Annotated in this window: 12 protein-coding genes; 7 read left to right on the plus strand and 5 right to left on the minus strand. The window is 56.8% G+C overall.

Going from position 1 to position 14,299, the window contains the following annotated elements; all coding sequences use genetic code 11:
• Nucleotides 1-75: 75 nt before the first annotated feature.
• The 4 genes from add (at nt 76) to HKD32_RS05955 (ending at nt 4,299) form a co-directional block, all read left to right on the plus strand.
• The gene (gene add / locus HKD32_RS05940; RefSeq protein ID WP_194257694.1) at nt 76-1,194 is read left to right on the plus strand and encodes an adenosine deaminase; all 1,119 of its coding nucleotides are present in this window, start codon (nt 76-78) and stop codon (nt 1,192-1,194) included.
• A 167-nt stretch (nt 1,195-1,361) separates the two neighbouring features.
• Nucleotides 1,362-1,925, plus strand: a complete 564-nt coding sequence (gene ahpC / locus HKD32_RS05945) for an alkyl hydroperoxide reductase subunit C (RefSeq protein WP_007281520.1) — start codon at nt 1,362-1,364, stop codon at nt 1,923-1,925.
• Between the two features lie 100 nt (nt 1,926-2,025).
• Nucleotides 2,026-3,606: an alkyl hydroperoxide reductase subunit F gene (ahpF, locus tag HKD32_RS05950; protein WP_061932030.1), complete on the plus strand. Its 1,581-nt coding sequence runs from the start codon at nt 2,026-2,028 to the stop codon at nt 3,604-3,606.
• Nucleotides 3,607-3,648: 42 nt separating this feature from the next.
• Nucleotides 3,649-4,299: a LysE family translocator gene (locus HKD32_RS05955; RefSeq protein WP_194257695.1), complete on the plus strand. Its 651-nt coding sequence runs from the start codon at nt 3,649-3,651 to the stop codon at nt 4,297-4,299.
• Nucleotides 4,300-4,303: 4 nt separating this feature from the next.
• On the opposite strand, the gene HKD32_RS05960 is transcribed toward HKD32_RS05955, so the two are convergent.
• The 3 genes from HKD32_RS05960 to HKD32_RS05970 all read right to left on the minus strand — a co-directional run bounded on the left by HKD32_RS05960 (nt 4,304) and on the right by HKD32_RS05970 (nt 8,528).
• Entirely contained in the window at nt 4,304-4,711 is a 408-nt protein-coding gene (locus HKD32_RS05960) for a GNAT family N-acetyltransferase (RefSeq protein ID WP_194257696.1), read from the minus strand.
• A 69-nt stretch (nt 4,712-4,780) separates the two neighbouring features.
• Nucleotides 4,781-7,471, minus strand: coding sequence for an aconitate hydratase AcnA (gene acnA / locus HKD32_RS05965; RefSeq protein WP_061932036.1), 2,691 nt, complete (start codon nt 7,469-7,471; stop codon nt 4,781-4,783).
• Between the two features lie 34 nt (nt 7,472-7,505).
• On the minus strand, nt 7,506-8,528 hold the full coding sequence (locus HKD32_RS05970) for an isocitrate/isopropylmalate dehydrogenase family protein (protein WP_061932038.1): 1,023 nt from the start codon (nt 8,526-8,528) through the stop codon (nt 7,506-7,508).
• Nucleotides 8,529-8,633: 105 nt separating this feature from the next.
• Here HKD32_RS05970 and HKD32_RS05975 point away from each other — a divergent pair, with 105 nt between their 5' ends.
• Nucleotides 8,634-9,566 (plus strand): LysR family transcriptional regulator, encoded by a 933-nt coding sequence (locus HKD32_RS05975; RefSeq protein WP_062504770.1) that lies wholly within the window; start codon nt 8,634-8,636, stop codon nt 9,564-9,566.
• Here HKD32_RS05975 and HKD32_RS05980 read toward each other — a convergent pair.
• Nucleotides 9,563-10,645, minus strand: a complete 1,083-nt coding sequence (locus HKD32_RS05980) for a putative zinc-binding metallopeptidase (RefSeq protein ID WP_194257697.1) — start codon at nt 10,643-10,645, stop codon at nt 9,563-9,565. The two genes, HKD32_RS05975 and HKD32_RS05980, sit on opposite strands and share 4 nt — an antisense overlap.
• Before the next feature lie 38 nt (nt 10,646-10,683).
• A complete protein-coding gene (locus HKD32_RS05985; RefSeq protein ID WP_194257698.1) occupies nt 10,684-11,526 on the minus strand; it encodes a transglutaminase family protein in 843 nt (280 codons plus the stop codon).
• Nucleotides 11,527-11,784: 258 nt separating this feature from the next.
• Here HKD32_RS05985 and HKD32_RS05990 point away from each other — a divergent pair, with 258 nt between their 5' ends.
• Nucleotides 11,785-13,257 carry a circularly permuted type 2 ATP-grasp protein gene (locus HKD32_RS05990; RefSeq protein ID WP_194257699.1) on the plus strand — a complete coding sequence of 491 codons (1,473 nt, stop codon included), beginning with the start codon at nt 11,785-11,787 and terminating at the stop codon, nt 13,255-13,257.
• A 26-nt stretch (nt 13,258-13,283) separates the two neighbouring features.
• Complete coding sequence (locus tag HKD32_RS05995; protein WP_061932156.1) at nt 13,284-14,285, plus strand: alpha-E domain-containing protein; 1,002 nt, start codon at nt 13,284-13,286, stop codon at nt 14,283-14,285.
• Nucleotides 14,286-14,299: the final 14 nt, after the last annotated feature.

Raw genomic sequence — 14,299 nt, forward strand, 5'->3', positions numbered from 1 at the left:
GTTATCAGATCGCCTTCGCAACATCCTGTCAGGTAGTCAGGCTGAGTGTGCTGGCAGGATGAGAAGGAAAACAGGATGACGTTCGGGCGCAGGGCCTTTCTGGCAAATACAACGCTTTTTGCGGGGACTTTCGCACTTGGCGCCCGAGCAGCGGGAGTGCCGTCTTCCGGCACTGACGATCTGACGGCGTTCATTTACGCCATGCCGAAAGCCGAAATGCATGTGCATCTTGAAGGGACGCTGGAACCGGAAATGAAATTCCGGTTCGCCCGCCGGAACGGGGTGACGCTCCCTTACAAGACCGTGGAAGACATGCGGGACAGCTACAACTTCCACGATCTTCAGAGCTTTCTGAAAATTTTCTATGAAGGCAAAAGTGTTCTGCTCAAGGAGCAGGATTTCTATGAACTGACCTATGCCTATCTGACGAAAGCCGCATCCCAGAACGTTCTGTACACTGAGATGTTCTTTGACCCGCAGATGCATACTGATCGTGGCATTGCTTTTTCGACGGTCATGACTGGCCTGACCCGCGCGCAGGCAGACGCTCGAAAGAACCTGAAAATCGACTCTCAGCTTGTGCTCTGTTTCGAGCGGGAACTGAGTGCTGAATCCGCCATGAAGACGCTGGAAACTGTGCTTCCGTACCGCCAGCATATTGTGGGGATTGGGTTGGATTCAGATGAGAAGAACAATCCGCCTGACAAGTTCCGGGAGGTCTTTGCCCGGGCGAGGAAGGAAGGCTTCCACCTGACGATGCACTGCGATTTGAATCAGCTCGATACGCATGAGCACATCCGTCAGGTTCTGGAAGACATTCAGGCAGACCGGATCGATCACGGCGGCAATATTCTGGAACGTCCCGATCTCGTTGCCATTGCCAAACGCCGGGGAACGGCTTTCACGGTCTGCCCTGTTGCCTGTGGGTGGCTGCGGGAAAATGGCGAGAATATCAATATCATCCGCGGGATGCTGGATCGGGGTCTGAAGGTAACGGTAGCGTCCGATGATCCGGCTTACATGAAGGGTAACTACGTCGCAGAAAGCCTTGTGGTGGCGCAGGGGGATGCAAACCTTAGCAAGCAGGATCTGTTGACGTTGGCGCGCAACAGTTTTGAAGCGTCCTGGATCAGTTCAGCTCAACGGAAAACCTACCTTGCAAAGCTTGAGGCTTTCCAGCGGCAGTGGGCTTGAAGGTCTGGTCAGCGGCTCTGATATGAGATAGGTAATTGTGATGAGGGTTTGATCTGTATTCGGTCTGACCGATCAATCATATTGACAGGAACTGTTTCCTGTCCCTCTCATTCTGTGGGACATAGGTTCCGCAACACAACACGAGCGACAAAGCAGGAGACCTTCTGATGGTTCGCATCAATTCGCCGCTGGCACCGTTTTCGACCGACGCATTCCGCGACGGCAAGTTCCTGACCGTCACGGACGCAGACGTCCGCGGCAAGTGGTCCGTTTTCTTCTTCTACCCGGCTGACTTCACGTTTGTCTGCCCGACCGAGCTGGAAGACCTCGCTGACAACCAGGCTGCTTTCGACAAGCTGGGCGTTGAACTCTACGCTGTCTCCACGGACAAGCACTTCACGCACAAGGCCTGGCACGATACGTCCCCGGCAATCGGCAAGATCAAGTACACGATGCTCGGCGACCCGACAGGCACGATCTCCCGCAGCTTCGGTGTTCTGATCGAAGAAGCTGGTCTGGCTGACCGCGGTACGTTCCTCCTCGATCCGGAAGGCAAGGTTCAGTACATCGAGATCACGGCTGGTGGCGTTGGCCGCTCCGCGACAGAACTGCTCGCCAAGATCGAGGCTGCGCAGTACGTCGCAAGCCACCCGGGTGAAGTTTGCCCGGCCAAGTGGAAGGAAGGCAGCGCAACGCTGAAGCCGTCCCTCGACCTCGTCGGCAAGATCTGATCCTGCCCGGTGAGGCATGACAGCCTCACCATCCTCCTGCCTCTCTTTGGGAGGCAGGATTTAACAAGAATTTTTTCTTACAAAACCGCTGGAGAAAACGATGCTTCAGGACGACCTGAAAACCCAGATGCGCGCCTATATGGAGTACCTGCGGAGCGACGTCGTGCTCGAAGCCACGCTTGGCTCTGACGACCGCTCTGCTGAAGTGCGCGGATTGCTGGAAGATATTGCCAGCTTGTCAGACAAGGTGACGTTTTCCGATGCGGGAACGGCATCGCGCCGCCCCTCCTTTGTGATCCGTCGTGCCGGTTCCGTGGAGGAGGTGACGTTTGCCGGCCTGCCCATGGGGCATGAGTTTACATCTCTGGTTCTGGGCCTGCTTCAGGTCAGCGGCCATCCGCCCAAGATCGAGGCCGATCTTGTTGAACAGATCAAGGCGCTGGATGGGGACTTCCATTTCGAGACATATTTCTCCCAGTCCTGTCAGAACTGCCCGGATGTTGTGCAGGCTCTGAACGCCATGAGCGTTCTGAACCCGAAGATCCATCATACGGCGATTGATGGCGCAGACTTTCCGGAAGAAGTGGAGCGTCTCGGTATTCGTTCCGTGCCGCAGGTTTATCTGAATGGGGAGCCGTTTGCGTCTGGCCGTATGGAGGTCGCGGATATTCTCGCCAAACTGGATGCCTCTTCCGTTGAGCGCGCGGCTGTAAGGCTGAAGGATGTGGCACCATTTGATGTACTTGTCCTGGGTGCTGGCCCTGCTGGTGCATCGGCTGCCATCTATGCCGCGCGTAAAGGCCTGCGGACCGGGTTGGTGGCTGATCGTTTTGGTGGCCAGGTCATGGATACGGCGGGCATCGAGAACTTCATTTCCGTGAAGGAAACGGAGGGTCCGCAGTTGGCCGGAGCGCTGGAAGCCCATGTGCGGCAGTATGATGTGCAGATCATTGCGTCTCAGAAGGCAGCCAAGCTGGTTCCGACAACGCAGCCGGGCGGCTTGCACGAGATTGTTCTGGAAAGCGGAGCGACCCTGCGGTCCAAGACGATTATTCTGGCTACAGGCGCGCGCTGGCGTCAGCTTGGCGTCCCTGGGGAGGAAGAATATCGCACGAAGGGCGTGGCCTATTGCCCGCATTGCGATGGTCCGTTCTACAAGGGGCGTCCGGTTGTCGTGACTGGCGGTGGTAATAGCGGCGTGGAAGCTGCGATTGATCTGGCCAACATCGTGTCTCACGTTACGCTTCTCCAGCGTGGGGCGCATCTGAAGGCAGACAAGGTTTTGCAGGATAAGCTGCTGAGCCTGCCGAACGTCACCGTTCTGATGAGTGCGCTCACCACGAAGATCGAAGGCAATGGCAAGGAAGTCACTGGTCTGACTTACAGCGATGCGGATGGTGGGCTGCATCATATCAAGACGGATGGTGTGTTCGTACAGATCGGACTGCTACCCAACACAGATTGGCTGAAAGGTTCTCTGGACCTCAGCCCTTATGGCGAAATCGTCATCAACGATCATTGTGCGACGTCCGTGCCTGGGATCTTTGCGGCGGGTGATGCAACGACGGTGCCTTACAAGCAGATCGTGATTGCGATGGGTGAGGGGGCAAAGGCATCTCTTTCGGCCTTTGATTACCTGATCCGCATGCCGGCTGTTGAAAAGGAAGTTGAACTGGCCTGATCGGGGATTGGGGGGCGGAAGAAGCCGGTGTATGGTCTGGCCATGCATCCCTATCTGCTTCCCCTTCTTGCGTTCGCTGCCACCGCAGCAATCTTCACAATTACCCCCGGTCTTGATACGGCCATGACGCTGCGAACCGCGACCACATCAGGCTGGAAAGCCGGGTTGGCGGCCGTTCTGGGAATCTGTCTTGGGCTTGCCGTCTGGGGTTTGGGCGCGGCGTTTGGGTTGACTGCATTACTCGCAGCCTCCGAAACAGCGTTCACGGCGGTCAAATGGGCGGGTGCGCTGTATCTGGGATGGATGGGCGTCAAGCTGTTGCTCCATCCTCGTTCTTCCCTTGCCCATGAACAGGAAGAAGCGGCGGCCGAACAGCCCACAAACCGCCCTGAAGCCGGGGTTGCGTTCCGTCGGGGGCTTCTGAGCAATTTGCTCAACCCGAAGGTTGGCGTGTTTTACATGACGTTCATGCCGCAGTTCATTCCGCCACATGTCAATGTTCAGGAGTTTTCTTTGCTCCTCACGGCCATTCAGGCGGTGCTTTCCTTCGCATGGCTTGGGCTGCTGGTCGCGCTGACCATCCCGTTGGGGCGGTTTTTATCCAGCCCCGTTGTAGTGCGTCGCATGGATCGCCTGACGGGAGGTGTTTTCCTGTTGTTCAGCCTGAAACTCGCTTTGGCACGCCGGGTCTGAGTTGTCAGGCTGTTCTGGGAAGAACAAAAGCCCGATCTGTCTGAGGCATCCCGATATGCTGATAAAAGGACACAGCGTCCGGGGCTGCAATCAGGATGCAGGCACATTCCGGGCCTGCATGATGCTGTGTTGTCGCGATCAGTTTCTTGCCAATGCCATGACCTTTGTAATCTTCATGCACAGCAAGATCTGACAGATAGCAGGCATAGGCGCCGTCCGTAATGGAACGTGCTATTCCAACGAGTTCTTTGCTCTGACTATCCCGTGCAGTAATCGTCAGGTTTGCACCATCAAGCATACGCTGCAGGCGCGCGAGGTCATCGACGGGTCGACGCACCCCTAGACCTGACCTTCGCAATAGATGAGCGAATTCTTCGGCAGATGGTATGGCTCGATTATAAAGAATGGTCATGGGAGAAGATCTTGCTGGTCGAGAGAGACCCCTGACGATCTGGACGAAGCAGATCGTCAGGGGTGAAGCTCAGGCTGCTGCCATGCCGCGCAGAACATACGGCAGGATACCACCGTGGCGGTAGTAATCCGCCTCGTCCACGGTATCGACACGGCAGAGCAGGGGAACCTGCTGCTGGCTGCCATCCTGACGGGTAATGGTCATGGTCAGCGTCTTATGGGGCGTCAGGTCATTGATGCCGGCAATGCTGATTGTTTCTGTACCATCCAGCCCGAGGGTTTTGCGGGTTGTGCCGTCTTCGAACGTCAGTGGTAGAACGCCCATGCCGACGAGGTTTGAGCGGTGGATACGCTCAAAACTTTCTGCAATCACGGCTTTAACGCCGAGCAGGCGTGTGCCCTTGGCGGCCCAGTCACGGGAAGAGCCCATGCCGTATTCTTTGCCACCAAAGACGACGAGTGGTGTGCCTTCTTCAGCATAACGGGTCGCGGCATCGTAGATGGACATCAGGGTGCCATCGGGCTGATGGCGTGTCATGCCGCCCTCGGTTCCGGGGGCCATCTCGTTGCGGATACGGATGTTGGCGAATGTGCCTCGCACCATCACGCGATCATTGCCTCGGCGGGAGCCATAGGAGTTGAAATCCCTGACCGAAACCTGATGCTCCTGAAGGTATTCACCAGCCGGGGAAGACGCAGCGATGGAGCCAGCCGGGGAGATATGGTCCGTGGTGATGTTGTCACCCAGCAGAGCCAGAACGCGGGCGCCGGAAATATCCGTCGGGTTCTGGGGATCGGCCTTCAGGTCCGTGAAGTAGGGCGGGTCCTGCACATAGGTCGAACCGGGCTGCCACTTGAAGGTGGCGGATTCGCTGGCTGATCCGAGCGCCTGCCATTCCGGCGTGCCTTCGGTGATGCGGCTGTAGCGATCGACGAAGGCTTCGCGCGTGACGGCCGTTCCGACCAGTTCCGCGACTTCATGATTGGACGGCCAGATGTCCTTCAGATGTACGGGTGTTCCGTCCGGTGCATGTCCCAGAACGGCAGTCGTAATGTCCTGACGCATGGTGCCAAGCAGAGCATAGGCCACCACAAGCGGAGGGCTGGCGAGGTAATTTGCGCGGACGTTCGGTGAAATGCGGCCTTCGAAGTTGCGATTGCCCGAGAGAACGGACGTTGCAACCAGATTGTGGCCTTCAATTGCATCCACCAGCGGCTGGTCCAGCGGTCCGGAATTGCCGATGCAGGTCGTGCAGCCATAGCCTACGGTCTCGAAGCCGAGTGCATCAAGGTCAGCGGACAGGCCTGCGCGATCCAGATAATCCGTCACGACCTGAGAGCCAGGGGCGAGGGATGTCTTGACCCAGGGTTTGGGCTTGAGACCAAGTGCGCGCGCTTTCCGGGCGACCAGACCAGCGGCCACGAGAACAGCGGGATTGGACGTGTTGGTGCAGGACGTGATGGCTGCAATGACGACCGAACCATGTTCCAGCGCGTAATCCGTTCCGGCGACCGGAGCGGTGACGATGGTGTTTTCCGGTTTGACGCCGAGCGTCTCTGTCAGGGCCTTCTCGAAAGCTTCGGAGGCCGAGCGGAGTTCAACACGATCCTGCGGGCGTTTCGGGCCAGCAAGAGATGGCGTGACAGTACTGAGATCCAGCGACAGCGTGGAAGAGAAGACCGGTTCTGGCGTGGATATGTCGCGGAACATGCCCTGAGCCCGCAGATAGGCTTCGACAAGGGCAATGCGGTGTTCGTCACGGCCAGTCTGACGCAGGTAATCCAGTGCCAGCGCATCGACAGGGAAGAAGCCACAGGTTGCGCCATATTCCGGGGCCATGTTGGCGATGGTTGCGCGGTCTGCAACGGGCAGATGGTCCAGCGCAGGACCATAGAACTCGACAAATTTCCCGACAACGCCCTTGGCGCGGAGCATTTGCGTGATGGTCAGGACAAGGTCTGTGGCCGTTGTGCCTTCTGGAAGTTTGCCATCCAGACGAAATCCGACGACATCCGGAATGAGCATGGAAATCGGCTGGCCGAGCATTGCGGCCTCGGCTTCAATACCGCCGACGCCCCAGCCCAGAACGCCCAGTCCATTGACCATGGTTGTGTGGGAATCCGTGCCATATAGCGTGTCCGGATAGGCGTAGGTGACGCCGTCGATTGTGCTGGTCCAGACAACCTGGGACAGGTATTCCAGATTGACCTGATGGCAGATGCCTGCACCCGGCGGCACGACGCGGAACTGGTCGAACGCCTGCTGCCCCCAGCGCAGGAACGCATAGCGCTCGCCATTTCGCTCGAATTCCAGAGAGACGTTCTGCTGAAGTGCATCTGCCCGGCCTGCGACATCGACCATGACGGAATGGTCGATCACGAGATCCACGGGGACGAGCGGATTGACCTTTCGCGGATCGCCGTTGAGCGACAGGATACCGTCGCGCATGGCGGCCAGATCGACAACAGCCGGAACACCCGTGAAATCCTGCATCAGGATGCGGGACGGCTTGAACGGCACTTCCTGTGTCGAGCCGGCATAACGCAGCCAGTCTGCGATGGCCTGTGCATCTTCCACCTTGTAGCTTGTACCGTCCGTAAAGCGCAGAACGTTTTCAAGCAGAACCTTGAGGCTGACGGGAAGGCGGGAAATATCCCCAATCTTCTCCGCTGCCACGGGAAGGGAGAAATAGCGATAGGTCTGTCCGTCAACGGACAGGTTGCGCTGGCTGCCCAGAAGATCGCGTCCAACCTGTTTCATGATGTCTGTGTTCCCTGCTGGTCGTGTCGTCTGTTCAGTGAATGGCGCGCAGGAGAGCCTGCGTAACGTCTTCGGTCGTGGCAGTACCGCCCAGATCGCGGGTGCGGATACCATCTGTCGTCAGGATCTGCTTCATGCCGCCATCAAGACGGACGGAAAGATCCTGACGGCCCACATGGGCCAGCATCATGCTGGCGGCCATCATGAGGGCCAGTGGGTTGGCAACGCCCTTGCCAGCAATATCCGGGGCCGATCCGTGGACGGCTTCGAACACGGCCATCTTCTCTCCGATATTGGCTCCCGGAGCCATGCCCAGACCGCCCACGAGGCCGGCTGTCAGATCGGAGAGGATATCACCAAAGAGGTTGGTCGTGACGATAACATCGTAGTTTTCCGGCTTGATGACGAGTTCCATCGCGCAGGCATCGACAATGCGTTCTTCAAGTTCGATGCGGCCTTCATATTCGGCAGCTACGCGGCGGCCTTCATGCAGGAAGATACCGCTGAGGATCTTGAGAATATTGGCCTTGTGAACCAGCGTGACCTTCTTGCGACCGTTCTTCACAGCGTATTCGAACGCGAATCTGACGATACGATTACATTCCGCCCGTGTGTTGAAGCCTGCGCCATAGGCCACGGCTTCCGGATCGTCGCCAACACGCATGTAGTGTTCCATGGCGGCATAGAGACCCTCGACGTTTTCGCGGATCACGACCAGATCGACATTGCTGTAACGGCCACCTGGAACGATCGTCTGTGTTGGGCGGACATTGGCGTACAGATCGAACTGCTGGCGCAGCGTCACATTGATGGACCGGAAGCCCTTGCCGACCGGCGTTGTCAGCGGGCCTTTCAGGACCAGTCCCGTGCGGGCAATACTGTCGAGCGTCGCATCCGGAAGAGCGCTGCCCTGATTTTCCAAAGCGCCCATTCCCGCATTCTGATGATCCCAGACGAAGGGAGCGCCGAGTGCATCCAGAACAGTCGTGACGGAGGCCATGATCTCCGGTCCGATACCGTCACCGGCGATGAGCGTGGCGGGAATCTTGTTGGTCATGGCGTATCCTGTCTGTCCATGCTTAGAAGGCGTGCGGACTTTAGAGGCGAAAACTGCTAGGTCCAATATTTCGTTGCAGGTTTCATCATACCTTAAAGGTATTGCATGGTTGAGTTACGTCATTTCCGCGCCGTCGTGGCCATCGCCGAGGAAGGGAATCTCACACGGGCGGCAGAACGGCTCGGGATTCAGCAGCCTCCCCTGACACGGATGTTACGGTCCTGTGAAGAAGCGATGGGTGTTCAACTTTTTGAGCGTCATGCCAAAGGCATGCGTCTGACGGCTGCCGGGCGGAGTATGCTCAAGGGAGCATATGACATTCTCGACCGGGTGGACGAGACAGTTGAAGATGTTCGTCGGGTCGTGCGTGGCGAAAGTGGCGAACTGTCTGTGGGTTTTACCAATTCGGCCATGTGTCATCCCAGCTTGCCGGCCGTATTGGGGCACTTCAGGGAGAGTTGGCCGGATGTGACACTGACCCTGACGGAGGGCAATTCCAGCCAGCTTCTCGGCGCGTTAAGGGATGATCTTGTGGATGTGGCCTTTGTGCGTGCTTCCATCCCGGATGTATCGGATGTGATGGTGGAACTGATTCTGGAAGAGCCGATGGTGGTAGCGGTTCCCAGGGCGCATCCACTGGCTCTCAACCCACCAGCAGAAGGCCTTAGGCTGGCGGATCTCGAAAACGAAGACTTCATCCTCTATCAGAGCCAGTATAACAACGGCCTCTACAAGACGATTGTGGATGCCTGTCTGGGTGCTGGTTTCATGCCCAACATCCGACAGAAAGGACCTCAGCTTATGGCGGCGCTCAGTCTTGTAGCCGGAGGACTGGGTATTTCTGTCGTGCCCCATTCAATGCAACAGCATCACGCGGGGCAGATTGCTTATATTCCCCTTTCATCCCGGACGGCTCTGACGGCACCCGTCTATCTTGTCTATCGGTCCGTGAGGATGACGGGTGCCAAGCTGTACTTCATTCATCAGGCGCGCCAGATGCGGACGCGCCAGTTCGGGACACCTAAAATTCCGTCCTAACGAAGGGCCTGTGTTTCCCGGATCAGGGCGTGGATGAATGCCAGCTTCTCGCGCACGCCGACCGTCAGGACAAAGGGGTAAAAATCAGCCAGCCCCATGGATCGGTTGAGGCTGTTGACGGCAGAGGTCAGCGGAACCCACGCATCCATGATCTCGTCAAAAGTGGCGGTCAGATAAGGGTCATTCATCGGGCCATCCGTCGACAGGGTGGATGGGTCTGGGATGCCCGGATGGATCGTGACGCCGTAAGCCCAGGCCGTTTCCAGTGTGGAGACGATGTGCAGGTAGTGGGCCCATGTTTCGGCAAAGTCTTCCCATGGGTGAGATGTCGCATAGCTGCTGACGTGGCGTTCGCGCCAGTCTTCCGGAGGAGGATTGTTATAATGGCGTTGCAGGGCTTCCTGATAGTCCTGACTGTCATCTCCGAAGATGGCGCGGCAGCTTTCCAGGCGTCCGGCATCACGCACCAGAACGTTCCAGTAATAATGGCCGATCTCGTGGCGGAAATGCCCGAGAAGGGTGCGGTAATATTCCCCCATCTCAACACGCATGCGCTCACGTTCTGCATCATCCGCTTCCCGAATGGCGAGCGTGATGAGGCCATTGTTATGACCTGTCATAACCGGGGCTGAACCGTCCGGGGCATCATCAAGAAAATCGAAGGCAAGCCCGTTATCCGGATCTTCCCGCCAACTCCGGATCGGAAGTTTCAGGCGGATCAACGTGTAAAACAGGCGGTGCTTGGCGACTTCGATTTTCCGCCACCGCTCAAGGTTTTTCGGATCTTTCAGATTGGGAATGGTCCGATTGAACCGGCAGGCAAAACAGATGGGCGGCTGGCCTGTCTGGCTTGGGGTCGTGAGCCAGTTGCAGGCGTCATGCTCATGGTTGGAGCAGTAAACGAGTTCTGCGTTCCGCACCTGTGGTTCCATCGGGTGCCACCGCCCGTGCCCCGCAGGTTCAAGTGCTGTCAGAACGGAAAGGCCTGGAAGGTAGCCTACCGGATGATGGCAGGACTCACAGGTCGTATTTTCAAAATACAGAGCCTGCTGGCAGCACTGACACGAGAAAAGTTTCACAGCTTCGGCACCTTTGCGGCTCTTGCCGAAGCATGATGTCAGGTCTTTGCCACTTCATGCAAATGCTCGGCTTCCATCAGAACGTCAAAACGTGCCTGACAGTGGTCCAGTAACCCTGAAACTGGTGCTGCATCCTCTGGAGTGGCGGAAACAGCAAGGGGAATATGGTTCTGTGCCGTAATCAGGCCGGACGTCGTATCGAAGCCAAGCCAGCCGTTCTGGGGGAGCAGGATTTCTGCCCAGGCGTGCAGGTCACAGGTCAGGGCGTTCTGGTTGTTAGCCTGCGCGGAAGGCTGGATGAGATAGCCGGAGACGAAGCGCGCTGCGAAACCAAGATGACGTGCAAGGGCGACGAGAAGCCAGGTGCTGTCCCGGCAGGAGCCTGTTTGGCGGGAAAGGGTTTCTACGGGTGCCCAGATCCCCGGCTCCATGCGGGGTTGATAACGAAGAGCCGCGGCAATCCGGCGATTAAGCCAGATCAGCCGATCGAGATCCGTGTCTCCTGATGTGGAAAACGCTCCAGCCAGAAAGGCTTCGAGAACGGACGTGTCAGCGATAGGTTGTCTGTAGGGCGGCAGCGCTTCTTCGAAAGGGGAAGAAAGGGCGACAAGAGGATCATAAGGAGTCAGGTCCACCGTCATGCGGACTTCAATATCGAAATGCGACATCCGGTCCCGGAAAACGGCTTCGGCAACGGTGTTGGCGTGTTGATCCTGCTGCCAGACAAGATGATTCTCGCCAGGGCCGACGCTTAGGGCGTAAGCCAGAACCGTATTGGACGCTCTGGCCGGGGGGCGCAGGCGGATCGTCTGAGGACCCAGAAACACAGGACGATCATAGCGGTAAGAAGTGTGATGACGGATCATCACGGGCGTGTTCATTCTCTCATGTTTCCTGAAAGTCCCGCATGACTGTCTGTTTCTCACCTTGGAAAGATGCGGGCGTGGTTCCTGATCCTTCTCCTATCGTAACAGGAAGAACAGGAACGGCAACTCTCCTGATATGATCTGGAAAAAACGGAACTGCTTCGTGTTTTCCTGCTTGGCAAACAGGGCGGAATTGATAGGTTAATAAATAATCGTAATGATCCGGCCGGGTATGCGTCATACAATCGTCGGGTAAGGAAGCGGGGCATACAGATGAAGTCCAACGTCTTGCACTCCCAGGCCCAGGAAGCCGGTATTTTTTCTGCCTATCACAGGCCTGAATTCTTTTGCGAACTGATGAACCGTGGAGAAGACCTTCCAGAAGCGCTCCGGCAGGTTCAGGAACGTCTGGCCCATTTTGACATCAAGGAATTGCGGCATCGGACCGCGAATGCTGAAACCCAGCTCTATCGTCTGGGTATTACGTTCACCGTCTATTCGGACCGGGAAGCCATTGACCGCGTTTTGCCTTTCGATGTCATTCCCCGTGTCCTGACAGCCGAGGAATGGGCCTTCATCGAGCGTGGCGTGCAACAGCGCGTCAAAGCGATCAACATGTTTCTGTGGGACATCTACCATGACCGGAAGATCCTTCAGGATGGCCTGATTCCCGCTGATCTGGTGCTGAAAAACGCCAATTATTGTCAGGCCATGGTGGGCGTCGATGTTCCGGGGGGTGTTTATGTCCATATCAACGGGACGGATCTGATCCGGGATCGGAGCGGGCGTTTTCTGGTTCTGGAGGACAATGCGAGAACCCCGTCGGGTGTGTCATATGTGATCGAGAACCGTCATATGATGCTGCGGCTGATGCCGGATCTGGCATCCGGTATGCCGCTGCGCTCCGTTGAAGATTATGGTCTCCGCTTGCACCGGGCTTTGTGTGATGTGGCACCCAAAGGAGTCGAAAACCCACAGGTCGTTCTGCTGTCTCCGGGGATCTATAACTCTGCTTATTTTGAGCATGTGTTTCTGGCGCGGGAAATGGGTGTTCCTCTCGTGGAGGGGCGCGATCTTCTGGTCGAAAACCACCATGTTTATATGCGGACCGTCGCAGGCCTGAGGCCGGTCCACTCCATCTATCGTCGCATCGACGACGCTTTTCTGGACCCGTTGGCGTTTAATCCGGAAAGTCTTCTCGGCGTGCCAGGTCTGGTTGAAGCATATCGACGCGGTAACGTAACGATTGCCAATGCGTTGGGGACAGGTGTTGCGGACGACAAGGCAGTCTATGCGTATATGCCCCGGATTATCCGATATTACCTTGATGAAGAGCCCCTTCTGGGAAGTGTAGAGACGCATATCTGCGCCGAACCGGAAGGGTTGGCTTTTACACTGGCCAATCTTGAAAAACTGGTCGTGAAGCCTGTTGGAGAATCCGGGGGATATGGTCTGTTGATCGGGCCGCACGCCACCGAAAGCGAACTGGAGGATTTCCGGCAGCGTCTGCTTGATAACCCGTCAAATTACATCAGCCAGCCTGTCATTGACCTGTCTGTAGCCCCTACTTTGTGTGATGCGGGCGTGGAGGCGCGGCATGTTGATCTGCGTCCCTTTGCATTGACTGGAAAATCGACCTGGGTTCTTCCGGGCGGCTTGTCCCGTGTGGCTCTCCGCAAGGGGTCTCTGGTCGTGAATTCTTCTCAGGGCGGTGGGTCCAAGGATACATGGGTGATGTCCGTATGACACAGCTTTCTCCAACTTCGACCGGGATGCTTTCCAACCTCAACACGCTGTTGTCCCGTTATGCCGAGAGCATGATGTGGCTGGCGCGTTACATGGAGCGTATCGAGAATCTGGCCCGTCTAATTGAAGTTACGGAAGCGTTCGTCCGAGGACCGGATGGCCGGACCGTTTGGGAGACGATCGTTCAGATCAACTCTGATGAGGGGCGTTTTCAGGCACTGCATCCTGCGGCAACGGAGCAGGATTATATCCAGTTCTATATCACCGATCTGGCCAATCCCAGCTCCATCAAAGGGATGGCGAATGCCGTGCGTGAGAATGCCCGCTCTGCGCGACCGCTGATTTCCACGGAAATGTGGATGCATCTGAACGTCTTCACACGATGGGTTCTGGATCTTGATCCGTCAGACATTCGTCGAACCGGTCTTTCTGCGCTGTGCAACAGGATCAAGCAGGATTGTCAGACTCATACGGGCGTGACGGAAGGGACGTTGTACCGCGATCAGGCGTGGCTCTTTTATCTTCTCGGCCGCCATCTGGAGCGCAGCGATCAGATTACCCGCCTGATTGATACGCGGTATCACACGCTTCTTCCGTGTGAAGAAGAAGTCGGGTCGGAAATTGATACGACGCAGTGGGCCTCTGTTCTGCGCTCTGCGGCAGCTTACCATGCGTTTCGTCGCTTGCAGCCGGTAACGACAACGCCGGCGAATGTTGTCGGCTTTCTATTGAAGAATGAAGGTTTCCCCAGATCTCTGGCCCTGAATCTGCGGCAGACGGATGCGGTTCTGGCCGCTCTGTCCGCACATTATAATCTGCGACGGCAGAATTATGCCATTCAGGAGCGACTGTCCGAACTCCGCGCTACGCTGGAAGATCAAACAGCGGAAGACATCATCATTCGCGGTTTGCATGAATACATGCACTGGATTCAGGGGCAGATCGAAGCCATGCAGAATGAAGCTGCCGCTGCCTATTGGCCTCCGATTGAAAAACTCCATGTTCCTGAATGTTATGTGGAGCAATGATGGCGTCAGAGCAG

This window comes from Gluconobacter japonicus, assembly GCF_015244665.1.
Classification (GTDB): Bacteria; Pseudomonadota; Alphaproteobacteria; order Acetobacterales; family Acetobacteraceae; genus Gluconobacter; species Gluconobacter japonicus.